This is a genomic window from Bacillus sp. FSL R12-0074 (assembly GCF_038005725.1).
Lineage (GTDB): Bacteria > Bacillota > Bacilli > Bacillales > Bacillaceae_G > Bacillus_A > Bacillus_A mycoides.
This window is the reverse complement of record NZ_JBBOTR010000001.1, coordinates 3,714,151-3,740,884: the sequence shown is the minus strand read 5'-3', so window position 1 is coordinate 3,740,884 and position 26,734 is coordinate 3,714,151. Positions and strand designations below refer to the sequence as shown.

Sequence of the window (26,734 nt, the reverse complement as noted above, 5' to 3'; positions counted from 1 at the left end):
CCATAGGGGTTACAAAAGTGTAACAAAATCGTTATTTAAATAAAAGAAACCCCGATTGTCTGCGGGGTTCCTAAGGGTAATCGTCAAGTAATGACGTACTCGACTAATTAACGATATCATGAATTTTTTGGTAAAAATACTGGTAAATGTGTCCAAATGAATAGGGCATCATTTTAAACCAAAACGCTATTTTAATCTCAAACAAAAGAGCAGCTAGCAAAAGCTATCTGCCCCGCTTTAAAGGAGAAATCAATTGTTACAGATTGGCGTATTCAAAGTATGGACAGAAATTGGGGATTTATTCAGGCAAAACTAAAAAGAGCACTATCAATTAGTGCCCTTTGTAAAAATAGCGTAAGTGGCCAGCTCACGTTATAAAGAAAGGTAGAATTTAATATATTCAAACCCTGCTTAAATGGTGAAAACAAAAGAACAGCTAGCAAAAGCTAACTGATCCATTGCAACTTGTTAACAAAAGAAAAAGGTTGCTATTCAGGAATTGAACAGCTTGTAGATATTATGTGGAAGTTTTGGGATTTTATTCAGATAAATTACAAAAGCAGCTAGCAAAAGCTAACTGCTCGCCTCCAAGGAAAGAGGGAAAGAGTTTGGTTTCTACAAATCGATTATAGCTGTTTAACAGCCTATCTATAGAATGACCGGGATTTATAATTTTATTCAGACAAACAAAAAGAGCAGTGAGTTTTCACTAACTGCTCGACTCCAGGGGAATTGGAGACTGGCTTATCTACAGTATTGACGAAATATTGTACAGTATTGACGAAATATTGAATTTTATTCAAGGGAGGAAGAGGGAAATGAAACACTGCAGTAATTGTTTAGAAGAAACAGATTGGATCGATGAAGTATCAGAGATGTGTGATGCTTGCATCCACGAATACGAAGAGAATTCAACAAAATAATCCTTTGTTAATAAAAAGTTACTAAAATATGAAAAGATGATATAATAATTCCAATTACACATTTAGTCCTACTGGAAGAACCAGCGGACACTGAACTATGAAGAGCATTAGTAATATTGCTCTGTAGTTTGGTGTCCGCTTTTTTGCGTTTTTAATATTTATATTTAAGTATTTTATGGTTCAACCAAAAAGTATTAAGGATTGAAAATCAGAAAAGGGAGGATAAGGGATATGCTAAAGACATTTAAAAATAATTTATTTGAAGTTGGGGTTAAACTTGAGAATGGAGAGGTATTATTTGATGTAGAACAAGTCGCTAAAAGTTTGGGGTTTACCCAAGTGAAAGGCGATAAAACGTATATTAGATGGACAACAGTGAATAACTACTTACAAAAATATCTTTCCCAAGATGTTGGGAAAGGCGATTTAATACCAGAATCACTTGTTTACAAGTTAGCGTTTAAAGCGAGTAACGATGCTGCAGAAGCATTCCAAGATTGGTTATCAATCGAAGTGGTACCTTCAATTCGTAAGCATGGCGGATTTTTAACAGCTGAAAAGATTGAAGAGGTACTGTTAGATCCAGATACACTTATTAAACTAGCAACTAATTTAAAAGAAGAGCGTGAAAGAAGAATTCATTTAGAAAATCAAATTCAAGTTGATAGACCGTATACTAATTTCGCAAAATCAATTGCTCATTCTAGTGACAGTATTACCATTGGAGAGTTTTCTAAGATTCTTGCTAATACAGGCATAAGAATTGGCAGAAATAGATTGTTTAATTGGCTTAGAGAGCAAGGGTACCTGATTAAAAGAGGGAGAGAGAAAAATAATCCGCAGCAGGTTTATATTGACAGAGGATTTTTCCAATTAAAAGAAAGTATTGTTCATACAATTGATGGTGATTTAACGAGGACCACAACACTTTTAACAGGAAAAGGACAATTATATCTTTTAGACAAACTAAAAGAAGCGTTTTGTGCATAAAAAAACATCTTCTTAATTAGACGATAAGAAGATGTGAATAATAAAGGAATAATCCTTTTAATTAGCACTTACATTATAAAGTAATTTTGAACAAATGAAAAGGTCGTTACTTTTTCGTTTGGATGAGTTGAATAATCATATAGAATATATAGTCCTACTGGAAGAACCAGCGGACACCGAACTATAAGAGCATTAGCAGTATTGCTCTGTAGTTTGGTGTCCGCTTTTTTATTTAAAAAATAGACAAGGAGCGTTTATATATGGATCAATTAACTTTCTTATCTAAAATAGATCGTGCAGCTACTCAATCAAAGCTAGAAAGATTACTTGAAGAAGTACGTATTTATAAACAGTTCGGAATGGTTCGGGAAGAAATGAAAGTAACTCCTTCATATGGGGTGCGATATCATGGCCCTACAAATACCGTAGGGAATCCATTAGAAGATGTAGCATTAGAGAATATAGAACGTAGTAAACGTGAGCAATATCTTAAAAACATGTCATTCCGTATTGATCAATTTTTAAATCGCTTAGGGAATGGACGTGCAGGAAATATTCAGAAGGATATTATTAATAAACGTTATTTAGAGGAAGAAGACGTATGTGATTATATGGTTTATAACGAGATTGGAATGGCTGAACGTACATATCGCCGCTGGAAATCCAGAGCATTTTACAACTTAGCTTTTGCTCTTAGATTAGAAGTATATGAAACAGAAGAGTGTAATGGAGGGAACGAACAATGAATTTTGTCCAGCCTATTCGAGATCTAGAACAAATACGGCAGATTAAAGAGTATTTGAAGGAAAACAATGAACGTAATTATATTTTATTTGTAACGGGAATTAATACAGGCTTACGTATTAGTGACATTCTCAAATTGAGGATAGGCGATTTGAAAGGTAACCATATCTCAATGAGAGAAAAAAAGACAGGCAAGCAGAAACGGATTCAATTAACTCCAGCGTTAAAAAGAGAATTACGTTGGTACATTGAAGAACGAGATGACAGTGAGTATGTAATTAAAAGTCGTGAAGGTACGAATAGACCAATTGGACGCAGCATGGCTTATAAGATACTCAGAAGCACGGCAGAAGAGTTTGGATTGAAGGAAATAGGCACTCATACATTACGAAAAACATTCGGTTACCATATGTACATGCAAACAAAGAATATCGCTTTATTGATGGAGATATTCAATCATTCATCAGAGAAAGTTACATTAAGATATATTGGTGTAAACCAAGATGCAATGGATAAAGCTATGACGCGATTTAAAATATAGCAACGTCCTTTTTATTTTTTTGTTTTTATAATTACCCATTTTTTATGCGTTGTGTAACTCAAAAGGGAAAGTATTATGAAGCTATGAATATCAAGCGATTCAGCGATAGGGGCAGTTACACAAAATATAAGATATGGGTAAGTCAATTATTTATATGTTAAGATTATGCTATAAAAAAGAAAGTAGTGATTGTGATGAGTGAAAGATGTCCGGTTTGTCAAAACTCTATTGAGGAACAACGATTAGTGGGAGTGGGAGGAGGACGTGTAGAGCAATATAAATGTGAGAATTGTGGTACATTTTCCATGGCTGAAGAAGCGAGATTTGAATTAAATGTAGAGCAGAAGAGAAAACTTTCTGCAATTTTAAGAAAGAGAGCCATTAGAGGGATGGGAAAAATAATGATTTTTCTTAATCGACCAGATAAAAATCTTTCAGAATTTCCGTATCCTATTTATCTTTTAGAGGATCTATTAAGTGAATATCCAGATAGTGCTTCTGATAGGTTGGATGAGTCATTAATAAACTTAGCTAAATTGTCCAAATTTCCAGGTGACCCAGTATATATTCGTGAATCAGATAAATCTCTATTTTTTGTACAGAGTGTTCACTTGTTGGAAATGAAATATATAGCGAACCAACTATTTCAGGACGAACTGATTGAGATATCTAAGCTATCGGCAGCAGATTTCCCTGCACATATTACAGTTACAGCGAAAGGGTGGAATCGTATTGCAGAATTAGAAAAAGGAAGAGAAGCGGATACTAAGCAGGCATTTGTCGCGATGTCGTTTAGTCCAAAAATGGATAGTCCATATAAGAATGCAATCACAAAAGCTATAAAAGAGGCAGGATACCAGCCTATCAGAATTGAAGAAGCGGAACATAATAATGACATAACTGATGAAATTATAGTCAAAATAAGACAAAGTAAATTTGTAATTGCAGATTTTACCGGACACAGAGGTGGAGTTTATTTCGAAGCTGGTTATGCGATGGGACTAGGTAAGACTGTTATATGGACATGTAAAGATGACGATTTTAAAGATATTCATTTTGATACTAGACAATTTAGTCATATTAAGTGGTCAACAGAAAACGAATTATACCAAAAATTATTAAACAGAATTAAAGCAACAATTAATTAAAAACATGGCAGAGTCGTGACCGCTTTTTGGCAGTAAATGTGCCGGTTGTTTTGGAGTTAACGTGATATATTTGTATTGTGAGAAGTGGCGGAAAACACAACTCACAAAGATTCCTTTATATTTTGTCTAAACGATCTATAATGATGGCAGATAAAATCCGAAACCAGCAGATGGTACTGATTGAATGATACCGTTATTAGGAAGAGTTTTTGCTCTTCTTTCAATCGCTGACTCTGAGATAAAGGTAAGCAACTACAGGAGAGTGGTGTATTATCGGCGATTGAAAGAGGTGTAAAAATTCATTTACCGTAATTATAGTAATAACATAAGATTTTGACGAAAGGGCAACTGATGCATGGTTGCTCTTTTATTAATAGTTTTAATAGGAAGCCACATTCTACTTATGCTACAATTATATTGGTTTATAATTCCAATATTAATTGTAGAAGGGTTGTTGAGAGCATGAGTTTTAAAACTGAATTTGCAAAACGAGCAAAGGTATATCTAGGAGAAGATTTGGATGAAAAAATTATTATAGATGCACATAAAGAGCTTTTTGATTTTTTCTATGAGATTAAACAAGAAATTGGAACTGTGAAGAATCCAAAATATCAATTTATTATTATGTCTGGGGAAACGGTATCAATCACTATAGATGATACGTGCTTTGAAATCAGTGTAAATATAGAAAGTAATACTTTAGACATTAAAAGAAATTCTGGAATGATAGAACAAATTATTGTTAGAGATGGAGAACCGTATAGTACAAAGTCGGAAAGAAAATTTGACACGAATATTTTAGAAGAATATTTAAAAGAAATTTTTGGTGAAAAGTTAGGATTATAAGTTTAATAGTTATGTATTAAAGCATTCCCTATAGAGTGCTTTTTATTATGCACAAATTACATAGGTGGTGTAGAGATGAATCTAACGTTGCATGATGGAGAATTGAATAAGTTGGCAAGAGATACAACGCATGACAGTATCATTTTAAAAGTTGGTGAGCAAGAGATTGTATCCTTGAAAAGTAATGGAGATATCTACGTTAAAGGTGAGCTTGTAGAGAATAACAAAGAAGTCGTGGATGGATTGAAAGAGTTCTTGAAGGTAGCTAAGGAAAGTAAGGAGTGATTGAATGTTTTGGTTAGGTTGCTTCATTGGATATTGTGTAGGAGTGACAATTTGTTTACTGCTTATGATTCAATTCATCAAAGCGAAGGAAGTTAAGGAATTAGATTAATAAGAGCTAGAACAAATTGTTAATCTATAAATCTTTATTATGTGAAAATTACATAGGCGGTAGATAAAAAGAAATACCCAAAAGGTATTATAAGGAATAAATTACTTTTGAGTATTTTTGAATAAGATGATTATTAATCTTCTGATATCGCTTTTAGGGCAAAGAATACCATAAGACCACCAATAATTAAGAGACCGAAAAAGCTGATTGCTCGGCAAATAAACATGAATCCTGTAATTGTTAAAGCAACTCCAATAGCCACCAGAAAAATTCTAACCAATTTAGCAAGTTTATCTGTACTATCATAAGCAATCGCAAGTGGTAAAAACGAAAGTATTATCCATACCAATCCAATACTGGATGAAAGTGGGATTGAGGTGATAATATATTCAGGATTAGTAAATAGGTAGCCAATTGCTCCTTTACTAGTAGGGATATCATGAGTAAAATCCATGAGCATAACACTGAATGTTGCATTAAGAGCTAGGGCGATTAAGTATAAGATAAAATGTTCATAAAAGAAGTGAACTGAACGCATGAATAAATTGTTAATAGCATGCACGATGTCACCTCCTTTCTATCTTTTATTATTGCACTATGAGTATATAAAATCTTTATGGATTTAATTAATTTTCAAAAATAGGGTTATTTTGTAAGATATGAAAAGGCTATTTAAAATAAACAGGAGAGTGAATGTAAATGATTACTGAAATCAGAAAAACAATATCAGGTACAGAGTATTGGGATAATGAAAAGAAGAAGAGTCTATTTGTTCCGACTGGTGAAGAACCAGGATTCGAAGTAACTGTTAATCCTGAGAGTATGATTGCTGATAAAGAATTAGCAACAGGTGGATATTACACTGCAAACAATGAGGGACAAGTAATTGGTGAATCAGGTACTGAACTTATCTTGAGTAACAAGACTGTGAAAGAGTTACGTGAGTATGCTGATGAGTTAGACATTGAGATTCCAGCCGATGTTAAAAAGAAAGAAGACATCATTGAATTACTATCATGAAGTACTGTGACTTTAACGGCTGCCGTAACAAGATAAGTAAGGGAAGATATTGTGAAGAGCATAAACGCAATAAGCCACCAAGGAAAAAGAAGGACAAGAAGAATATCTATCATCATGAGAACAAACCATTTTATCGTACTGATGCATGGAAGTATGTTAGGTCAAAGGTATACGAAAGAGAGAACGGCTGCTGTCAACGATGTGGAAGGTTCGTCTTTGGTAGGCGTGCTCATGTTCATCATGTAATACCAATCAAAGAAGATCCAACTCTTAAATTAGAAGAGAATAACTTGAGATTACTTTGTCCAGTTTGTCATACAATCGAAGAAAATGAAGATAAACCAAAAAAAGTTTTTCCAAGTTATTTCGGAAGCCCCCCTATCAAAAATTAAAATTTCTCCTCTGGGGAGGATAGGTAGCGTAGGGGGCACATCAATAGTTGCACCATTTTTTAAAAATGAAGGGGGTGTGAAAATGGCTCGAATGTCAAAGAAGAAAAAGCTGGAAATGCTAGATGTTGCAAGGGATGAAGAGCGAAATAGAATCATAAAATTATTGACTGCAGAAGAACTTTTCACACCTTCTTTAGAACCATTAATTGATAATTATTTAGATGCTTTTATTATTTATAAATCTATGTTTGATGAATGGAAATTAGATGGTTTTGCAGCTATAAAAACGCATAAGAACAAGGCAGGAGCAACAAATGAAATGAAACACCCACTTGCTCAACAAGTTGAAACTTGGAATGATAAAAAGAATAAAATGCTAGATGCTCTAGGAATGACGAATAAAGGGAAAAGTGTACAAAAAACGCCTAAAAGTGCAGAGAATAACCAATCTAGTGAACCAAAAGATGAATTGGCAGCTCATCGGAATAAATGGCGGAAATCTAAATGATTATTACATCAGGCGTTAACTATGCTGATAAGTATGCAAATAACGTCATGCGTAATAAAAAGAAATACCCGAAATCGATCATTCTTGCAGCAGAGCGTTATAAGAAGTGGAAAAAGCGTAAAGATATTTGGTTTGATGTAGATCGAGCAAATGAAATGTTGGATTTCGTTCAGTCTTTTATTCGTCATGTTAAAGGGCCACTTGCGGGTCAATTGATGGAATTAGAGCTTTGGGAAATGTTTGTTTTTGCGAATATGTACGGTTGGTATCATAAAAACGAAAAAGGGAAAACAGTTCGTGTTATTCGTGAATCCTATGTTCAAGTACCAAAGAAGAACGGAAAAACAATTATCGCAGCAGGTGCATTGCTCTATGCTATGTATGGTGAACTTGAGCTTGGAGCAGATTGTTATTGTGCAGCTTCAGATTATGAACAAGCACAAAACGCAGCCGAGCCAATTGCACAAGCCATAGAAAACTCTGAACCTTTAGCAAGTCCAACGCAAATTTATAAAGGTATTAATGGTACAGTTAGCGGTGCTATGTATCGATATAGCATTAATGGAATTGCATATCAAAATAAATTCAAAGTATTAACGAAAAACACTAAGGGTCTTGAAGGGAAGAACCCTTATTTTGTGTTGAATGATGAACTTCATGCACAAGAAAATATGGATATGTACGACAACTTGAAGTCAGCACAGATTTCTCGTGAGCAACCAATGATGCTTAATATTTCAACGGCTGGTAAAGGTGCTTCATCTGTCGGTATGCGTGTTTATAAATATGCAAAACTTGTTCTTGAAAATGACGATGATGATTCTTTGTTTGTTGCGATTTGGGAGCCGAATAAAAATTATGATTGGGAAGATCGTAAAGTTTGGGAAATGGTTAACCCGAATGTTGGTGTTTCCGTTACAATGGAACAACTTGAGATTGAATTCAAAAAGGCGAAGCAGTCCGCACATTCAAAAGCCGAATTTCTTTCTAAGCATTTAAATGTTTTCGTAAATGGTGCTGATAATTATTTTGAACATGATCAAGTACAGCATGTTCTTGTGGAAGATTTGGGTGATCTTACAGGAGAGACTTGTTATTTAGGATTAGACTTATCTAAAACAACAGATTTAACATGTGTAAGTTTAAACTTCCCTTCGCATGATGATGAAGGAACGTCAATTTTGAAAGTGAAACAGATGTATTTCCTTCCTAACGAAAACATTGATTATAAAGAAAAAGAAGATAATGTGCCGTATACCGATATGGTTGAACGAGGTTTTGCTACGTTTTGTGATGGAAAGATGATTGACCAGGATCAAGTTATGGAATATATCGTTGAATGTATGGATTTATACGATGTGCAACAAATAAACTATGACCCAGCGATGTCTCAAAAGCTAATAGAGAAGCTTGAAAATCTCGGTTTAGAATGTATTGCAGTAAATCAGTATCCAAACGTTATGAATGCAATGCTTGATGATTCAGAAATACTAATTTATGAAAAGCGTTTGATTACCGATAATCCTTTATTTGTTTATTGCGCTCTTAATGTTGTAGTAGTTACAAATATTAACGGAATGAAAGCACCAAGTAAGCGACAGTCCAAAAAGAAGATTGATGGATTTGTTGCTTTTTTAGTTGCTCATAAAGAAACCATGATGGTTATGGATGATGTGAGCGAAGAGGGAATGGATGATTTGATTGGTGAAATTTACAGATAGAAAGAAGGTGAAAAAATGGGTTTACGGGATAGGTTTTCAAATTATTTATTTAAAAAGGCTGAAAAGCGTGGCTATCTTGATGATGTTTTAGGAAAAAGTATTCGTTACGGCGGAGTGTATGTTACAGATTCAAACATCTTGCAATCTAGTGATGTTTACGAATTGCTACAAGATATTAGTAATCAAATGGTATTGGCTGATATTGTTGTGGAAGATGAATTCGGTAATGAAATTAAAGCTGATATTGCACTTCGCATTTTAAGGAATCCTAATGATTATTTAACACAATCTGAATTTATCAAATTAATGACAAATACCTATTTACTCGAGGGAGAAACATTCCCTATATTAAACGGTACTCAAATACATTTAGCTTCAAATGTTTTTACAGAGCTAGATGATAATTTAGTAGAGCATTTTAATATTGGTGGTCACGAAATTCCATCTTTTATGATTCGTCATGTGAAAAATATTGGCGCAGATCATTTAAGAGGAAAAGGTCTTCTTGATTTGGGAAGAGATACACTCGAGGGCGTTATGTCAGCTGAGAAAACTTTAACTGACAAATATAAAAAGGGTGGACTATTAGCATTCTTGTTAAATTTGGATGCTCATATCAATCCACAGAATGGTGCACAGTCAAAGTTAATCAATGCAATTTTAGATCAATTGGAATCAATTGATGAAGCAAGGTCTGTAAAAATGATTCCACTTGGAAAAGGGTATTCAATTGACACGCTTAAAAGCCCGCTAGACGACGAAAAAACCCTAGCATACCTAAATGTATACAAAAAGGATTTGGGTAAGTTTTTAGGTATAAATGTGGATACATACACAGAGTTGATCAAAGAAGATATTGAGAAAGCAATGATGTATATCCACAACAAAGCAGTTAGACCAATAATGAAAAATTTTGAAGACCATTTGAGTCTTCTTTTTTATGGCCAAAATTCAGGGAAACGAATTAAATTCAAGATTAATATCCTTGATTTTGTTACTTATAGCAACAAGACGAATATTGGTTACAACCTGGTGCGTACAGCGATTACTTCACCTGACAACGTTGCCGATATGCTTGGATTCCCTAAACAAAATACAAAGGAATCACAAGCTATTTATATTTCAAATGATTTAACCGAAATTGGCAAGAAAGAAGCGGTAGATGGTTCAGTGGGAGGAGGTGAAGAGAATGAAAATTGAGGTTCGAGGGAATCAAGTCATACTTGATGGTTATGTAAATGTTGTGGATAGAGAAAGTCGAATGTTGCCTTCTCCGAGGGGGTATTTCAAAGAGAGAATTGTTCCTAAGACGTTTGAAAAAGCGTTAAAGAAAGCAAAGAATGTGGACTTACTTTTTAACCACGATAAGAATAGAAATCTTGGTTCTATTGAAAACGGAAATCTGGAATTGTATGAAGATAACATTGGTTTAAGAGCTATTGCTACGGTTACAGATGAACAAGTGATTGAGAAGGCAAGGAATAAAGAATTGCGTGGTTGGTCATTTGGTTTTGTTTCTGAAAAGGATTCATGGGAAGAAGGTGAATCTGGTGTTCAAAAACGATCTATTGAAGAATTAGAACTTTTAGAAGTTTCTATTTTGGATATGACACCAGCATATGTTGCCACTTCAATTGAAACCAGGGGCGAAAATACAGCCATGATTGAAATGAGAAGTGAAGAAGCAGCCGTAAAAACAGTTGTGGAAGATGATACCGAAGAAAGAAACAACATTATTAAACAAATAAAAAAGGTCTTGGAGGAAAATTAACATGAATTTAAAAGAAATCTTAAACGCATCTTTAACAAGAACGAAATCTCGATTAGCAGAATTACAAGGGAAAGTAGAAAAAAATGAAGTTCGTTCAGAAGAATTAGCAGCCGTAAAAGCAGAAGTAGAGCAATTAACAAAAGAAGTACAAACTATTTCTGATGAATTAGCGAAACTAGAAGCGGAAGAAAAAGAAGATCCAGACAAAAAGAAAGACGATGATCCAGATAAAAAAGAAGATCCAGCAGCAAAAGAAAATCCCGATGCAAAAACTGAACTATCAGAAGAACAACGTTCCGCTATTTCAGCATCTATCGCAGCAGCTCTTTCTACTAAAGGTTATCGTGTAAACAAAGAAACGGAAATTCGTTCCGTATTTGCTAACTACATTGTAGGTAATATTGATGAAAAGGAAGCCCGTGCATTAGGATTAGTGACTGGTAATGGTTCTGTTACAATTCCAGATTTCTTAAGTAAAGAAATTATTACGTACGCTCAAGAAGAAAACTTCTTACGTCGATTAGGAACAGGAGTAAAAACAAAAGAAAATATTAAGTATCCTGTTTTAGTTAAAAAGGCGGAAGCACAAGGGCATAAAAATGAGCGAACAAATAATGAAATTCCGGAAACGGATATTGAATTCGATGAAATCGAACTATCTCCAACAGAGTTTGATGCGCTTGCAACTGTAACGAAAAAATTATTAGCACGCACTGGTTTACCAATTGAGCAAATCGTGATGGATGAATTAAAGAAAGCTTATGTTCGTAAAGAAACTCAATATATGGTTAATGGCGATGAAGCTAATAACATAAATGATGGTGCATTAGCAAAGAAAGCTGTTGAATTTAAAACAGATGAAAAAAATCTTTATGATGCATTGGTAAAGATGAAAAATACACCTGTTAAAGAAGTACGTAAAAAAGCACGATGGGTATTAAATACGGCAGCACTAACAAAAATTGAAACAATGAAAACAACTGACGGTTTCCCATTACTTCGTCCATTTAATCAAGCGGAAGGTGGAATTGGTTATACATTATTAGGCTTCCCAGTTGAAGAAGAGGATGCAATTGACATTCCTGATTCACCAGATACGCCAGTATTCTATTTTGGTGACTTCTCTAAATTCTACATTCAAGATGTCATTGGATCGTTAGAAGTACAAAAATTAGTTGAGTTATTCTCACGTACAAACCGTGTAGGTTTCCGTATCTGGAACTTACTAGATGCACAACTAATTCATTCACCATTTGAAGTTCCAGTTTATAAGTATGTTTTAAAAGCTTCTACTGGAGCTTAATATGGATGATTTAATTGAGAAATTAAAATCTCATATTCATTGGGAAGAGGGCATGGATGAGTCTATGCTCTCTTCTTATATTAAACAAGGTCAACGGTATGTAAAAAAAGCATGTGGAAGAGAAGTTGAGTACTTGGTTATTATGTGTGCTGGTATTTTCTATGAATATCGTGTAGCTGAAAAAGAATTAAGTCAGGCACTCGATGCAATGACACCGTTCTTTGTCCAGGAGGTTTATGATGGCGAAGAGACAGACGAATAAACTCAAATGGATGGGAGATCTACTCAAATTAGGAGAGACGATTGATCCAGAAACAGACCGTGTTGTTATGGGATATCCATTAGAACGTAAAATTCGTTATAACAATATTGGAGTTACCGCTACTGACAAATTTACAACGAAAGATACCAATGAAATTGTAAAGAAAATTGAAGTTCGTATTGATAGAAATATTGAAAGCAATCAAAAGGATTATCGTGTGAAAGTTGGTGGTCGTATTTACAATATTGAGCGTGTTTATGTACGGGAAGAAGACCGGATGATGGAGGTGTCATTATCTTATGCAAATTAGCTTTCAAGAATTGCGAGACATCATGAAAAAGTCTGGTATCCCAGTTTATCGTGATGAAGCTCCTACAACAGCAAAATATCCTTACATTGTGTATGAATTTGTGAATGAACAGCATAAACGGGCTTCTAATAGAGTTTTAAAGTCTATGCCATTGTATCAAATTGCAGTCATTACAAAAGGTACAGAAAAAGATTACGAACCTTTAAAGGCTGTTTTTAATGAGGCTGGTGTTTCTTATTCTCAATTTGAGGGAATGGGTTATGACGAAAATGACGATACAATCACACAGTTTATAACAAATGTAAGGTGTATCCAGTAATGGCTTCTAATAACAATGGTTTCGCTGAAGCCTTAGAAGATATCAATACGTTACTACGGGTGAATAAAGAAGTAAGCATGGATGTATTAGAAGAAGCAGCTAAGTATTTTGTGGGTAAATTAAAGCCAAGAATCAAAATGTCGAATAAAAACAAGCAAACTCACTTAAGAAATAGCTTGAAAGTAGTTGTGAAAAGTGATCATATCGCTGTGGAATTTGAAGACAAGGCCTGGTATTGGTTTTTAGCTGAACATGGCCATAAAAAGGCAAATGGAAAAGGTCGTGTGAAAGGTTTGCACTTTTCCCAAAATACGTTTGATGCAGAAGGTGACAAAGTAGCAGACATTTTGCTTCAAAGAATAATTGATAGAATGTGAGGATGATATACATGCCAATTGAAAATAAAGAAATTCAATATACTGTAGGTATCGAAGATTTGTATTTATGTATGATGAAAGGAAATGAAACATCTAATGCTTTGCCAACTTATGAAGAAATAATTTATCAGCAAACAAACATTTCAGATTTAACAATTTCGACGACATCTTCAAACTTTGTTAAATGGGCATCAAATAAAAAAATCATTAATATTCAAAAAAACACAGCATTTGAGTTAGCGTTGAACCTTGCTGGATTAAACCGTGAAGTAAAGGATAAAATCTTCGCTAAAGTGCGTAAAAAAGGTGTCTCTTTTGAAACCGCAAAAGCAAAGGAATATCCTAAATTCGCAACTGGTGTTGTCTTTCCATTAAATGATGGAACTAAGATTTTACGTTGGTATCCGAAATGTACAGTGTCTCCAATAGAAGAATCTTGGAAAACACAAAATGAAGAAATGACTGTGGATGATATTGCATACAAAATTACAGCTGATCCATTATTATTTAATGATGTTACGATGGCTGAATTAGATACTGGTGATGCTACTGCAGCAGGAATTAAAATTGAAGACTTCTTAAAACAAGTTATTTGTGATGAATCTCAATTGGCACAACTTAGCGGAACTACTTCGACAGATAAATAAGGAGGGTAATCATGGCACGTTTAAGTGATTTAGTTAATGTTGAAATAAATTTAAATAAAATCAAAATACAGGGTGTCGATATCCCTGTTATTTTTACGTTTGAATCATTCCCATATGTGGAAGAATCCTATGGGAAGTCATATCATGAATTTGAACAAGAAATGAATGATATGGTGGCAAAAAGAGAATTCAGTTTAGGAGAACATGAAGCCAGGTTAATGCGTTCTTTAATTTATGCAATGGTGCGAAGTGGGGGTACAGAGTGTACGCCAACTGAAATTAAAAATGCAATCCCACTTTATGATGTACCAGGTGTTTTTCAAGTAGTATTCGAAATTTTCAACGGTCAAAACTTCCAACATTCTGATATGGAGAAGTTGAAGCAAGAAAAAAAGTAAAAAACATACTGACTAAAAATGATGAATCTCAGTCTGAATTAGACTGGGATTTTTACTTTTATGTTGGTAATACGTTGCTGGGTTTAAGTATGGATGACTTTTGGAAAATCACACCTGCACATTTTTTAAAACAATTCATTATGCATCTTCGATATAACAATCCGGATGCACTTAATGAAAAGAAACCAAAACAAATCTACACATTAGATCAAACACCATTCTATTAAGAAATGAGGTGAGAAAATGCCAGGGAATAATAAAGAAAGAAACGTCGTTCTTAATTTCAAAATGGATGGTCAAGTTCAGTATGCTCAGACACTGAAACAAATCAATATGGTTATGAATAATGCAGCAAAGGAATATAAAAATCATATTGCCGCAATGGGTCAAGATGCTACTATGACGGATAAACTTCTTGCTGAAAAGAAGAAACTTGAAATTCAAATGGAAGCAGCTAAGAAACGTACAGCTATGTTGCGTTCCGAATATCAAGCGATGTCCAAGGATACCAATACAACAGTCGAACAACTTAATAAGATGTATGGCAAATTGCTTGATGCAGAACGTGCCGAAACTTCTCTTAATAATGCAATGAAAAGAGTGAATGATGGTCTTTCAGAGCAGGCAGTTGAAGCGAGAGAAGCACGTGGAACTTTACTTGATTTACAAGAGAATTCTAAGAAACTTGAAGCGGAACAAAAACGATTAACAAGTTCTTTTAAACTTCAAAATGCTGAATTAGGTCAAAATGCTAGTGAAGCGGATAAGTTGGAATTAGCACAAAAACAACTACGTCAGCAAATGGAAATGACGGATAGAGTCGTCCACAATTTAGAACAGCAATTAAATACAGCGAAGCGTGTGTATGGTGAGAATTCTACAGAAGTACAGCAACTTGAAACGAAATTAAATCAAGCTAAAACTACATTGAAGCAATTTGAGAACTCGTTACAAAGTGTTGGTCGGAGTGGTGATCAAGCAGCGGACGGTATGGCTGAGTTAAACAAGAAGATGGATTTAAACAACCTCTTGCAAGCTAGTGAAGTTCTTCAAGGAATGTCAGAGAAATTGATTGAACTTGGTAAAGCAGTTGTAGGTATCGCTATAGAATTTGATGGGTCGCAAAGAAAAATTCAAGCTTCATTAGGATTGACTGGAAAAGGTGCAGAAAACCTTCAAAAAATTGCAGTCGATACTTGGAAAAAAGGATTTGGTGAAAATCTTGAAGAGGTAGATAATGCACTGATAAAAGTCTATCAAAATATGCGTGACGTTCCATATGAAGAATTACAAGGTGCATCAGAGAATGTTTTAACACTTGCAAAGCTTTATGATGTGGATTTAAACGAGGCTACTCGTGGTGCAGGGCAATTAATGTCACAATTTGGACTATCAACACAAGAAACATTTGATTTACTTGCTGCAGGTGCTCAAGAAGGTCTAAATTATTCAGATGAGTTATTTGATAACCTTTCAGAATATGCACCACTATTTAAACAAGCTGGATTTAGTGCTGATGAAATGTTTACCATTCTTGCGAATGGGACTAAAAATGGTTCATACAATCTCGATTATATTAATGACCTTGTGAAAGAATTCGGTATTCGTGTACAAGATGGATCTAAAGGTGTATCTGAGGGATTTGGTGATTTATCTGAAGAAACTCAGAAAGTATGGAAATCCTTTAATGAAGGAAAAGGAACTACAGCAGATGTGTTTAATGCGGTGTTAGGTGATCTTCAAAAGATGGATGACAAAGTAAAAGCGAACCAAATTGGTGTCGCTTTATTTGGCGTGAAATGGGAAGACATGGGAGCGGCAGCAGTACTAGGCTTAAATAACGTTCATGGTGGTCTTGGGGATGTAAATGGTCGTATGGATGAAATGAAAAAGCTTCAAGAAGAATCTTTGGGGCAACAATTTCAGAAAGCATTAAGGGAAACGCAAGCAGCTTTAGAACCACTTGGAAAGAAGATGGCTGAACTTGCTAAAGATGTTTTACCACCAATAGTTGAAGGGATTAAATCATTAATAGATTGGTTTACAAAATTACCAGAACCAGTCCAGCTATTTGCTGGGGTACTCGGAGTGTTAAGTGTTGCTTTCCTTATATTAACACCTATTGTAGCAGCATTAGCAATTTCATTTATGGCGTTAGATGTTGCTTTGCTACCTATAATCGGTATTATCGTAGGTCTTGCAGCGGTTATAACAGGAATTATTTTAGTGTTTCAGAATTGGGGCGCTATAACCGATTGGCTTTCTGAAAAGTGGTCTCAATTTTCCACCTGGTTTGGTGAATTGTGGTCTGGATTAGTCCAGGTTTGTATTGATGGATGGTCTTCCACAGTTTCTTATTTTTCTGAAGCCTGGTCTTCATTTTTAGAAATGGCACATAGTTTCTTTGATCCATTTGCTCAATTTTTTAGTGATTTATGGTCTGGAATTGTCGAAACAGCGTCTTCTTGGTGGTCGAATCTTGTCACGACTGCATCTGAATTGTGGGGGGCATTGACTCAAGCCTGGCAGGAAACGTGGAATACCATTCTCACAGTCTTAGATCCTATTATTTCAGCGGTTTCCACCATTTTAGAAGCAGGGTGGTTGTTAATACAGGCAGGTGCGCAAATTGCTTGGGCTTTAATATCTAAATATATTATTGACCCCATGAAAGAAATGTATGACTGGATGAGTAAGCAAATTGGCGAATTGGTTAGTTGGTTAAGTGAAAAATGGGAAATAGTGAAGTTGGCAACACAAATTGCCTGGGCTTTATGCAAGCAATATATTATACAACCGATTCAAGAAGCGTATAATACAGCGAAGGAAAAGCTTAATGATTTAGCAAATTGGATATTGCAAAACTGGGAAAAAATCAAATTTTACACGCTTTCAGCTTGGAATTTGGTGAAGAAATATGTGATTGATCCAGTAACTGAAACGTATAATCAAGCCAAGCAAAAATTTACCGATTTATATAACTCAGCCAAAGAAAAATTTGATTCTGTGAAGAATGCAGCACAAGAAAAGTTTGAAGCAGCGAAGCGATTTATTATTGATCCAATAAAAGATGCCGTGAATCAGGTAGAAAAATTTGTGGAAAAAATCAAAGGATTCTTTGATAATTTGAAGCTAAAAATCCCTAAACCTGAAATGCCTAAACTTCCGCATTTTAGTTTAACAACAGACACAAAGACCATTATGGGAAAAGAAATTAAGTATCCAACTGGTTTCGATGTACAGTGGCGTGCAAAAGGTGGTATTTTTACACGTCCTACTATTTTCGGTATGAATGGTAATCGTCTCCAAGGAGCAGGAGAAGCAGGACCAGAAGCAGCTTTACCTTTAAATGCAAAGACATTAGGTGCAATCGGTGAAGGTATTGCAGCAACTATGTCAAAGGAGCCGACAATTATCAATATTAATAATCCAATTGTAAGAAATGATAGGGATATTAAACTGATGGGTGAAGAGATTGATAGTGTTCTTGCTCAACGGGGACGTAATGCAAAAATAGGGATAGGGAGGAATTAAATTGCTGGACATGGGAATTGACAATGAATTAGTAAGTAGTTTCGGAGTATATATGGTAGGTCGTCCAGTTATTCCAACCGCCGAACAAGAGGTAGAGCATATAATTGTTCCTGGTAGACATGGTTCGCTTACAAAGAAAGGGGCGTATAAAAATGTCCCTTTTAAAGTCAAATTCAACGTACTTGAAAATGAAAACATAAAACCATTAATAAGACGTGCGAAGTCGTTATTTATTAATGGGAAAACACTGTTTTTTACTGATGATGAAGTGTACCGGAAAATAAAACATGTAAAAATCGGGGATATCGTTAATGATATTGAAGAACATGGAGAGTTTGAAGTGGAATTTACACTTGATCCTTTTGAATATGTTACAACAGTGCCAATTGTATTAACAAAACAAGAAAGTATTTTGAATCCTGGAACAGTAGAATCAGATCCGAAATTAGAGATTTACGGTAGTGGTGATATAACGGTTACTATTAATGATATATCGTTTCGAATAAAAGGAGTGGGTAATTCCGTTACCATCGATTCAGAGATTCTAGAAGCATACGCTGGAACAACGTCAATGAATTCTAAAATGATAGGTGAATTTCCACTTTTTGCAGATGAGATAAATTCAATTTCATGGTCTGAAACAGTTACTAAAATTATAGTTGAGCCAAGGTGGCGATATGTATGATTACGTTATATAAACCAAATGAGACTGATTTCACACATAATGGAATCGGTATTCTGGATAAGAATATTTACAATGCAACTGTTGAGGAAGAGCTCAACGGTTTATTTGCATTTACATTTAGTTATCCGTTATTCGCTCCATATGGAATAGATATCGATGGTATGAGTATCGTTAAGGTTCCCACGCCAGATGGTGACCAGTTATTCCGTGTTGTGAACCCTAAACCGAGTATGGGAGAGCTAACTGTACAGTGTTATCACATCTTTTATGATCTAACAGAGAATTTAATAGAAGATATCTTCATTCAAACCACAAACGGTAATGCTGCAATGAGCCGTTTATCAACAGGATGCCAATATAAACATCCTTTTACTTTTTACTCTGATATTCCAACAATAGCAAGTGCACGTATTGTAAGGAAAAATCCAGTTGAAGCAATGTTAGATACGAGCTTAGATAATTCTTTTATCAATCGGTGGGGCGGAGAATTAAAACGAGATAATTTTGATGTTAAAATGCTCAAAAGTCGTGGTATGGATCGTGGTGTTGTTATTCAACACAAAAAGGATTTACTAGGCTATGAGGGTGATGTGGATTGGAAGAGCCCGATTACTAAAATTATGCCACAAGGATTTGACGGATTATTTTTACCAGAAAAGTATGTAAACAGTCCACTTATAAATAAGTATCCTCATCCAAAGATAAGAGTCGTGGAATTCAAAGATATAAAAGCAGCTCTTGGTGAGAACGCAAATGATGATGATGCAGTTCCTTTAGAGGAAGCTTATAAACTTTTGCGTAGGGCAGCATATGATATGTTTGAAGTTCAAAGGGTTGACCAACCTAAAGCGACATATAAAGTTGAATTTCAAGAACTATCTCAAACAGAAGAGTATAAGGATTATGCTATTTTACAACGTGTATATATGGGGGATATCGTTACTGTCAAGCATGTGGAAGACAATATCGATATTCAGGCTAAAGTTATTTCTTATAAATATGATCCAATAAAGAAGGAATATATAAATTTAACAATCGGTAACTTTAAAGAAAATTTCACTGATATGTCAGGTAAAGTGGATCAAATGCATGATGAATTAAAGGATATGCCTGGTTCTATATTAGATGCAGCAAAAGAAAATGCGACGAATCTTATTAACTCTGGATTCGGGGGACATGTTAGGGTTTATCCTGATCGTATTTTGATAATGGACACAAAATCCGAAATGACCGCTTCAAAGGTTTGGCAGTGGAACATCAATGGATTAGGATATTCCCCTTGGGGAGTAAATGGCCCATATGAAACTGCCATTACATATGATGGGCGAATTGTCGCTGATTTTATAACAGCTGGAACACTTAGAGGTAATTTAGTTAAAGGCGGAGAGATTAGTGGTACTACTTTAAGATCGGATGATACCAAAAACTATGTAAGTATATCTAAACAATTCATGCGAATTATGGAAAATGATATAACTCGTATGTTTTTAGGATATTACAAAAATTCGAGGAATGAATTACAACCCACTTTACTTATAGGTGGAGACAATGACAATACAGCTTCACAAGGAGCCCTTGCACTTTATCAGTATTCAAATATTTATCCTAAAGCAGCAGGGATAGGAATTACACGAGGTTATATTGGTGGAAGTAATACAGACTTATATTTTCCTGCCATTATTAAATTTGGTCAAAATGGCGATATAAACGTAAAAGCAGAGGAATATTTGCAAATGGAATCCCAATTATCATACTTCGATATAAAAGCAGGTACAAACTTTGCAGCAAAAGCAAAAAATGATTTTATTGCTGAAGCTACAAATGGGAATATGCATTTCACCGCTGGTCAAAGATTTTATTATCATAAAAATGGTAAAAGGCTTATGTCTATTGACGCTTCTTCTGGCGGAGACACAGATCTTATCATGCAATATTGTATGTTGCGTAATTCGGATTATGAAAATGGATATCTTCAAGTGAAAAGTGGTACAGGTTCATTTTATGGTGGCATTATTGCAGGGGACTTTAAAGTCTCTTCAAAAAGAAAATATAAAACCAATATCCGAGACATTAAATTTAATGTATTAGATGAGGTAATGAATTGGGATATAAAACAATATAACCTCAAAACAGATGTTGCCAAACTTTATGAAATGAGGATGAATCGTGAAGAAGGAGAGCCACTTTTAACAACAAATGATATTCCCACTCATTTTGGTATTGTTATTTCTAACGAAGCAAAAGAAACAGGTGTAGGCATATATGGTATGATTTCAAAACTTACAAGAGGATTTCAGGAATATGTAACAAAAACAGATGATAGAATTCGAGAGTTAGAGCCGATACAAACGAAAGGTAATGTAAAACATAGAAACAGAACGAAACGCAACAGAGGACCAATTAGACACGTAAAAGAAAAACGTTATAGAAAGGAGTGTTGTAGTAGATGAGGGAGGAAGAAATTATTGTAGATTTGGATGATCCAGTATTTACAAAAACAATTCGTTCTCGGCAGAATGATAAAAATGGTTTGAAACTCATTGTGTATCTAAAGCAAAAAGGGAGAAGCGTTGATTTAACAGGATATGCAATCAAATATGAAGCGACAAATCATACAGGGGCATTCATTCGTGATGATGCTCAATTAATTGATGCGAAAAATGGTGTGTTTTCATATACTTTTACATCTCAAGCAGTTTCAACTTCGGCTGATTGGACTGCTTATTTTGTTATGGAAAAAAACGCTGAACGAACGAGTACCCCTGATATCCGAATTGTGCTAAAGCGAGATGTAAAAGAAGGAAATATTAAAATAGAAAACTATATTTCTGATTTTGAAAAAGCTATAGAACAAGTGGCAGGATATCGAAAAGAAATTGATGATACAAATAAGAAAATTACAGATACAAACAACAAATTTGTAGAGTTAACAACATTAATTAATGAGAAAGGTGTTCAAGTACCAAAAATCACAACTGAATCAGGTGGGCAAACTATTTCTGTTAGTGATACCACAAAGAACATTCTCGACGAAATAGCTGCAAAAGGTGCTGGGATGAATACAATTTATTGTGCTACAGGCGTGCAAAACACAATTCCATCGAGCAAACCTTGGAGGGGAATTTCTTATTTTAATCAGAATAATATTGGCTTTGTAATCGCTAAAGATAGTGTAGGTGGATTTTATACAAATTATCTAAACGGAAATAACGGGTGGACAGGGTGGACAAATCATGTCACAAGAGAGGATTTTGTAGGGTGGGATTTTACTGTACAAGGATTTAAACGATCTACCGATATAGATTGGATTCAGATGTCAATCACTAACGCTTCAAACGTTGAAGGAAGACAAGTTACTAGAGCGAAACGAAGTGGCGACCAAGTTTCCGTTATAGGCTCTTTAAAGAATATAAAAGAAGGGCAAGTTGTATTCAATGTTCCAGCTGGATTGCGACCTGCTCAACAAATAACAGATGTTGTTATTATTGCTGGTCCACCTTATTCTATATGTGAATTTAACGTAGAAACTGGCGGTAATGTAAAAATATACAACATCACTACTGACAAAACTATTCATTTTTCAATCAATTATTTAGTATAAAAAAGGAGGCAAACAAGTGGAACGTATTGACGTATTCATAAAAACGTTTATAGCTACCTTTGGTGGCTTCTGTGGATATTTCTTAGGAGGATGGGATGCAACATTGAAAATCTTAGTGACGATGGCAGTTATTGATTATTTAACTGGAATGATTGCAGCAGGATTCAACGGGGAATTAAAAAGTAAAGTAGGTTTCAAAGGCATCGCCAAAAAGGTGGTGCTTTTTCTTTTGGTTGCAGCAGCTACTCAAGCAGATGCGGTTTTGGGCACAAATAGCGCAATTCGTGAAGCGACAATCTTTTTCTTTATCGGTAATGAATTATTATCACTTTTAGAAAATGCTGGTCGTATGGGAATCCCACTTCCACAAGCTTTGACAAACGCGGTTGAAATTTTAGGTAGTAAACAAAAATAAGAAGATAAAAAGGGAGATGTTCAATAATGAAAAAACATATTATCGATATTTCAAAATGGAATGACAGTATTAATTGGGATGTATTAGCTCCTCAAGTTAGTTTAGCGATTTGCCGTGTTCAATATGGATCAGATACAGTAGATGGATTATATAAACAACATGTAGCGCAATTAGAGAAACGTGGTATTCCACATGCTGCCTATGCGTATGGATGCTATGTTTCTGTTAATGATGCAATTGTGGAAGCGAACGATTTTATGAAAAGAACAAATTCAAATGCTAAATTCTTAGTGCTAGATTGTGAGGATGATACATTAAAAAGTTGTGGCCCCGACAATCTAGCAGCTGCTTCTCAAGCTTTTATTGATACATGTAAAGCGGCAGGCTGGAAAGTCGGATTTTATGTATCACATCATATGTACAATCAATATGGTTTAAATAAGGTGAAAGCAGACTTTTTATGGATTCCTCGTTATGGAAGTAATAAACCTGCCTATGCGTGTGATCTATGGCAATATGCAGACGGAGAAACAGGCGGTTGGCTTGATGGTGTAGGAAAAGTTGACTTAAATGTTCTAAATGGAGACAAGTCATTATCTTGGTTTATTGGTGGTAATGAACTAAATCCAATTGATCCAATTCAGCCTATTCAAAAAGAGGGAATTGGACATGCAACATCGAAATACGATGCTGGTTATGGTGTGAATCTATATGAAAATCCCGCTGATCCTATTTTTGCTGGACGTATTACACAAAAAATCCCTTACTTAATCCAGAAAGGATACTGGGGTGGTGGAGAAAAAGACATGATCTGCCTTGGGAATGAAAAGCAGTGGGCTTACCTAAAACATTTTGATGTGAAATGGTTCTATGCGCATTCTAAATATCCTGTAGGTTGGGGGATTGCAGTTCATAGTGAGCCAGAATGTATTAACCATGTTGGAAATATTGACGGTTCTACTCCTTATCGTATTTGGGGAAGAGTTGGCGACGCAATAGATATTGGTGGTAATCGTTGGATTCATGAGGAACATGTAATTATTAAATAATAGGTGGTTTCAAAAGTACACAACAACAAAGGTAAAATGTATTATGTAACAGTAAATGAAGCCTATGTGTATGTGAAAAAAGACCGCCTGTAATAGGCGGTCAATTATTATTTTAATTTGTTATATTCATAATCTATTTTAATTAATAAATCAGCTAGAGGTAATGAGTAGTCCCATGAATCAAATACAGTTCTAGCGAAAGACGGTTTAAAAAGTACAGCTGACATTTTTGCTTTCGTTTGTAATAGTTCCTTATAAGTTTTTTCTAATATTCTATTTATAAAACTATCCACTAAGTTATTACCTTAATTAATCTCTAGAATCCTCATCACTCATAATGTATTCGATATCTTCATCTGTAAATTCATTTCCTTTAAATACTGGATGGCCATTTGGATCAAGCATACCCATTACTTTTTTATCCCTATCAGACACAATCAGTGTATAATCCTCCATAAGGAAGGGGTTTTTTGGTAAATCAACTAATATTCTCCAAGCTGGTCTTGAATCATCGTTATTTCTATTTTCTTTCTCAATTTTAAATGTATAAGCCTCATCAAAGAAAAGATGGTTGATATCTTCATTAACTGTTCCATCTAATTTATTTTCTTTATGATATTGTTTAGCAATTTCTATTGCTTCTTGAGGTTTTAACATCACATCTACAGTAATTTCATTTATTTTCCTATAATGTCTTGAAAAATCTTCTTGCTTTAATCTTACATAATTTTGAAATTCTTCAGTAGACAATTGTTTAAACTCTTCATCAGACATATTTTTATACTTATCTAAAGACATATAAATTTCTCCTTTTATTTATATTTCAATCTTAATCTTTCGATATAGTCTATTGAATGGTCAATAGAAGCTTTATCAAATAAATGTTTATTTTTCATTACTTGTTCAAATACATATTCTTCTCTTTCCAACCTACTAAGATTCATATACTGCTCTTTTCCTATATCTAACCATTGTTCTGCATGAAAACCCTCATGATGCATATTTATGACGGATGGTTTTTTCTTTAGATATATATCCCCATTAACAAAATCAAATGCTGCTTCTACACCTTCAGGAAGAATTACCCCTTTTTTATCTATATTAACTTTTATACCTGATTCTCCCCATTCCTTTTTATACGCTCGAATTTCCTTTCTAGTAGCTAAAGTTTCTCCAATTTTATTGGTTTGAATATTTACCTTTCTAAAATCCAAGTCAGCTCCGTTTGCTGCTTTATTAACTACACCTGCACCTTCAGCAAACTGATTTTTGGGCATTAGAATATTATTCAACATGTCAACGCTTTGCTTATACTTATCTAAAGTTATTACGTTTTTAGTACCTTGTATAAAGTTTACACTTTCACTAAGTTTTGAGGTTTTGCCTGACTTTGATACTTTACCTAATGTTGAAATTTTATCTGCACCTTTTGTTCCTACAAATAATTCGGCAATTGCTAATTTAACTTGCATCTCTACATTTCCAACCCATTTAGCTCTGCTATTCCAATCTCCATTTACAACATCTTGATCCCACGAATCAGAAATAGCTTGTTCTACAGCAGCAAATGTTTCGTCGATGTGAGAAAGAGCATACACAGCGCCCTCAACACTATCTATTGGATGTGAAATTGTGTTTAATATTCCTTTAAGTTCATCTAACACAGCTTCATTTTGCCCTTTTTTGTAGTTATGATATTGCCCGATAATAGGAGTATTTTCTATCTGGCGAATAAATTTTTCGTACAACTGATCCATCGCTTCTACGTTATTTTCAACAGTATCTTTAAGTTTATCGAACAACGATTCTTCTATAATACTGGTTTCTTCAGAATGATGTTTTTTTTCTTCTGTAATCGCTTGGATAGAAGTTGTCCACTCCATATTCAATCCTTGTGTACTAAACGTGCCACTTGCAGGACTAAATCCTTTTCCACTTTGAACTTCGGCAAGACCAGTAGCAATACTAGATGCTAGTTGAAGGGCCGTGCTGTAGTTATTACTGGATGTTTGATTAAATTCATATAGGTGATTTAACTTTTCTTGAAGTTTATGCCTCATGACAGTAAAAAGATTCGCCATAGCATCCATCCCCGGAACTGGCATGGTTTGACTGATGGCTTCCATACTTGCTTTCATTCGGTCAATCCCTTGAATTTGTTCTAGTATTTCTTGTTCGATGACATCTGTTGAAGCTACTTGTGATTGAAATTGACTTGGAAAGGCATCATTCTGACGGATTAGTTCTTCACACAAGTAAATGATTCCTTGTGCTAATGGACGAAAGGTTTGTGCAAAGAATGCTTTTGCACTGCTATATGTTTGTCCTTGTAGAACAGTATCAATTGCAAAAGCATCAATGGACTGAATAGCTTGTTCCATACCTTGAATGGTAGCGGTACATACAGCGTTCATGCTTTGTGTTTGCGTATGTACTTCCCCTAGATACATATTCAAACTCATGAATTGACCTCCTTTGCTAGATTCTGTTTTTGATAGTAAAGGTCATTTTCTAAGTCACTCAGATTTCGTTTTTCCTTAAGCAATGTTTCTTTTTGATTTTCCAATTCGAAAGTAAGTTTTCGCTCAATATATTGTGCATCTTGACTCATATTCATAAAAAACAATGACATTTCTCTATCTCTATGCCAAGTTCCTAAAATACGGTCAAACAAACGATGGTTTTGATTTTTCCATACATGAAAATCCTCTTCTACTTGTTCCTGTGTTTGAATCGCAGATTGATTCCGATTCTGTTCTTCAAATACACTTCGTAATTTTTGATTTAATTGATTCATTTGTTTTTCAATATCTTGACTCATCTTTTTCCTCCTACC

30 protein-coding genes are annotated in these 26,734 nt (G+C 34.7%); 26 read left to right on the top strand and 4 right to left on the bottom strand.

The annotated features are described in order from the left end of the window. The first annotated feature begins 1,154 nt into the window (after positions 1-1,154). The 6 genes from NSS97_RS19300 to NSS97_RS19275 all read left to right on the top strand — a co-directional run bounded on the left by NSS97_RS19300 (position 1,155) and on the right by NSS97_RS19275 (position 5,477). A complete protein-coding gene (locus NSS97_RS19300; RefSeq protein ID WP_078175358.1) occupies positions 1,155-1,913 on the top strand; it encodes a phage antirepressor KilAC domain-containing protein in 759 nt (252 codons plus the stop codon). Positions 1,914-2,173: 260 nt separating this feature from the next. Next, positions 2,174-2,659, top strand: coding sequence for an ArpU family phage packaging/lysis transcriptional regulator (locus NSS97_RS19295; protein WP_002192665.1), 486 nt, complete (start codon positions 2,174-2,176; stop codon positions 2,657-2,659). Further along, complete coding sequence (locus NSS97_RS19290; protein ID WP_070146852.1) at positions 2,656-3,198, top strand: site-specific integrase; 543 nt, start codon at positions 2,656-2,658, stop codon at positions 3,196-3,198. The genes NSS97_RS19295 and NSS97_RS19290 overlap by 4 nt, the downstream gene beginning before the upstream one ends. A gap of 194 nt (positions 3,199-3,392) precedes the next feature. After that, positions 3,393-4,346: a nucleoside 2-deoxyribosyltransferase gene (locus tag NSS97_RS19285; protein ID WP_002192669.1), complete on the top strand. Its 954-nt coding sequence runs from the start codon at positions 3,393-3,395 to the stop codon at positions 4,344-4,346. A 462-nt stretch (positions 4,347-4,808) separates the two neighbouring features. Beyond that, entirely contained in the window at positions 4,809-5,192 is a 384-nt protein-coding gene (locus tag NSS97_RS19280; RefSeq protein WP_002192670.1) for a DUF3942 family protein, read from the top strand. A 75-nt stretch (positions 5,193-5,267) separates the two neighbouring features. Next, positions 5,268-5,477: a hypothetical protein gene (locus tag NSS97_RS19275; RefSeq protein WP_002192671.1), complete on the top strand. Its 210-nt coding sequence runs from the start codon at positions 5,268-5,270 to the stop codon at positions 5,475-5,477. Between the two features lie 242 nt (positions 5,478-5,719). Here the strand turns inward: NSS97_RS19275 and NSS97_RS19270 are convergent, their stop codons facing one another. Beyond that, positions 5,720-6,148 carry a hypothetical protein gene (locus tag NSS97_RS19270; protein WP_341113827.1) on the bottom strand — a complete coding sequence of 143 codons (429 nt, stop codon included), beginning with the start codon at positions 6,146-6,148 and terminating at the stop codon, positions 5,720-5,722. Between the two features lie 137 nt (positions 6,149-6,285). Between NSS97_RS19270 and NSS97_RS19265 the strand changes: the two genes are divergently transcribed. The 20 genes from NSS97_RS19265 to NSS97_RS19170 all read left to right on the top strand — a co-directional run bounded on the left by NSS97_RS19265 (position 6,286) and on the right by NSS97_RS19170 (position 23,898). Then, positions 6,286-6,606 (top strand): hypothetical protein, encoded by a 321-nt coding sequence (locus NSS97_RS19265; protein WP_002192674.1) that lies wholly within the window; start codon positions 6,286-6,288, stop codon positions 6,604-6,606. Continuing rightward, a complete protein-coding gene (locus NSS97_RS19260; RefSeq protein WP_002192675.1) occupies positions 6,603-6,998 on the top strand; it encodes an HNH endonuclease in 396 nt (131 codons plus the stop codon). The genes NSS97_RS19265 and NSS97_RS19260 overlap by 4 nt, the downstream gene beginning before the upstream one ends. 82 nt (positions 6,999-7,080) lie before the next feature. After that, complete coding sequence (locus NSS97_RS19255) at positions 7,081-7,506, top strand: P27 family phage terminase small subunit (protein ID WP_131929453.1); 426 nt, start codon at positions 7,081-7,083, stop codon at positions 7,504-7,506. Beyond that, on the top strand, positions 7,503-9,227 hold the full coding sequence (locus NSS97_RS19250) for a terminase large subunit (protein ID WP_341113822.1): 1,725 nt from the start codon (positions 7,503-7,505) through the stop codon (positions 9,225-9,227). Before NSS97_RS19255 ends, NSS97_RS19250 begins: the two co-directional genes overlap by 4 nt. 15 nt (positions 9,228-9,242) lie before the next feature. Next, a complete protein-coding gene (locus NSS97_RS19245; RefSeq protein ID WP_078175353.1) occupies positions 9,243-10,427 on the top strand; it encodes a phage portal protein in 1,185 nt (394 codons plus the stop codon). Further along, positions 10,417-10,998, top strand: a complete 582-nt coding sequence (locus tag NSS97_RS19240) for an HK97 family phage prohead protease (protein WP_131929455.1) — start codon at positions 10,417-10,419, stop codon at positions 10,996-10,998. Before NSS97_RS19245 ends, NSS97_RS19240 begins: the two co-directional genes overlap by 11 nt. 1 nt (position 10,999) lies before the next feature. Then, entirely contained in the window at positions 11,000-12,301 is a 1,302-nt protein-coding gene (locus NSS97_RS19235) for a phage major capsid protein (RefSeq protein WP_107886439.1), read from the top strand. 1 nt (position 12,302) lies between these two features. Next, positions 12,303-12,563 carry a head-tail connector protein gene (locus NSS97_RS19230; protein ID WP_078175350.1) on the top strand — a complete coding sequence of 87 codons (261 nt, stop codon included), beginning with the start codon at positions 12,303-12,305 and terminating at the stop codon, positions 12,561-12,563. Continuing rightward, complete coding sequence (locus NSS97_RS19225) at positions 12,541-12,873, top strand: hypothetical protein (RefSeq protein WP_131929457.1); 333 nt, start codon at positions 12,541-12,543, stop codon at positions 12,871-12,873. Before NSS97_RS19230 ends, NSS97_RS19225 begins: the two co-directional genes overlap by 23 nt. Continuing rightward, the gene (locus tag NSS97_RS19220) at positions 12,863-13,192 is read left to right on the top strand and encodes a hypothetical protein (protein ID WP_107886442.1); all 330 of its coding nucleotides are present in this window, start codon (positions 12,863-12,865) and stop codon (positions 13,190-13,192) included. The genes NSS97_RS19225 and NSS97_RS19220 overlap by 11 nt, the downstream gene beginning before the upstream one ends. After that, positions 13,192-13,569, top strand: a complete 378-nt coding sequence (locus NSS97_RS19215; RefSeq protein ID WP_107886443.1) for an HK97 gp10 family phage protein — start codon at positions 13,192-13,194, stop codon at positions 13,567-13,569. Before NSS97_RS19220 ends, NSS97_RS19215 begins: the two co-directional genes overlap by 1 nt. 11 nt (positions 13,570-13,580) lie before the next feature. Next, complete coding sequence (locus NSS97_RS19210) at positions 13,581-14,216, top strand: major tail protein (RefSeq protein WP_107886444.1); 636 nt, start codon at positions 13,581-13,583, stop codon at positions 14,214-14,216. 11 nt (positions 14,217-14,227) lie between these two features. Further along, positions 14,228-14,614, top strand: a complete 387-nt coding sequence (locus NSS97_RS19205) for a hypothetical protein (protein WP_107886445.1) — start codon at positions 14,228-14,230, stop codon at positions 14,612-14,614. Positions 14,615-14,703: 89 nt separating this feature from the next. Then, positions 14,704-14,841 carry a hypothetical protein gene (locus NSS97_RS19200; protein ID WP_165927696.1) on the top strand — a complete coding sequence of 46 codons (138 nt, stop codon included), beginning with the start codon at positions 14,704-14,706 and terminating at the stop codon, positions 14,839-14,841. Between the two features lie 16 nt (positions 14,842-14,857). Then, the gene (locus tag NSS97_RS19195) at positions 14,858-18,148 is read left to right on the top strand and encodes a phage tail tape measure protein (RefSeq protein WP_341113813.1); all 3,291 of its coding nucleotides are present in this window, start codon (positions 14,858-14,860) and stop codon (positions 18,146-18,148) included. A gap of 1 nt (position 18,149) precedes the next feature. Then, on the top strand, positions 18,150-18,833 hold the full coding sequence (locus tag NSS97_RS19190) for a phage tail protein (protein WP_107886447.1): 684 nt from the start codon (positions 18,150-18,152) through the stop codon (positions 18,831-18,833). Next, positions 18,830-21,283, top strand: coding sequence for a phage tail spike protein (locus NSS97_RS19185; protein ID WP_107886448.1), 2,454 nt, complete (start codon positions 18,830-18,832; stop codon positions 21,281-21,283). The genes NSS97_RS19190 and NSS97_RS19185 overlap by 4 nt, the downstream gene beginning before the upstream one ends. Further along, on the top strand, positions 21,280-22,434 hold the full coding sequence (locus NSS97_RS19180) for a BppU family phage baseplate upper protein (RefSeq protein WP_107886449.1): 1,155 nt from the start codon (positions 21,280-21,282) through the stop codon (positions 22,432-22,434). The genes NSS97_RS19185 and NSS97_RS19180 overlap by 4 nt, the downstream gene beginning before the upstream one ends. A 16-nt stretch (positions 22,435-22,450) precedes the next feature. Further along, complete coding sequence (locus NSS97_RS19175; RefSeq protein WP_107886450.1) at positions 22,451-22,849, top strand: phage holin family protein; 399 nt, start codon at positions 22,451-22,453, stop codon at positions 22,847-22,849. 26 nt (positions 22,850-22,875) lie between these two features. Beyond that, a complete protein-coding gene (locus tag NSS97_RS19170; RefSeq protein WP_107886451.1) occupies positions 22,876-23,898 on the top strand; it encodes a GH25 family lysozyme in 1,023 nt (340 codons plus the stop codon). 309 nt (positions 23,899-24,207) lie between these two features. Here the strand turns inward: NSS97_RS19170 and NSS97_RS19165 are convergent, their stop codons facing one another. Genes NSS97_RS19165 through NSS97_RS19155 form a run of 3 tightly spaced genes read right to left on the bottom strand, consistent with a single transcriptional unit; the run spans position 24,208 to position 26,719 of the window. Continuing rightward, entirely contained in the window at positions 24,208-24,696 is a 489-nt protein-coding gene (locus NSS97_RS19165) for a hypothetical protein (RefSeq protein WP_107886453.1), read from the bottom strand. A gap of 14 nt (positions 24,697-24,710) precedes the next feature. Further along, positions 24,711-26,360 (bottom strand): zincin-like metallopeptidase toxin domain-containing protein, encoded by a 1,650-nt coding sequence (locus NSS97_RS19160; protein ID WP_107886454.1) that lies wholly within the window; start codon positions 26,358-26,360, stop codon positions 24,711-24,713. Continuing rightward, positions 26,357-26,719 (bottom strand): DUF3958 family protein, encoded by a 363-nt coding sequence (locus tag NSS97_RS19155; protein ID WP_000076133.1) that lies wholly within the window; start codon positions 26,717-26,719, stop codon positions 26,357-26,359. Before NSS97_RS19155 ends, NSS97_RS19160 begins: the two co-directional genes overlap by 4 nt. Positions 26,720-26,734: the final 15 nt, after the last annotated feature.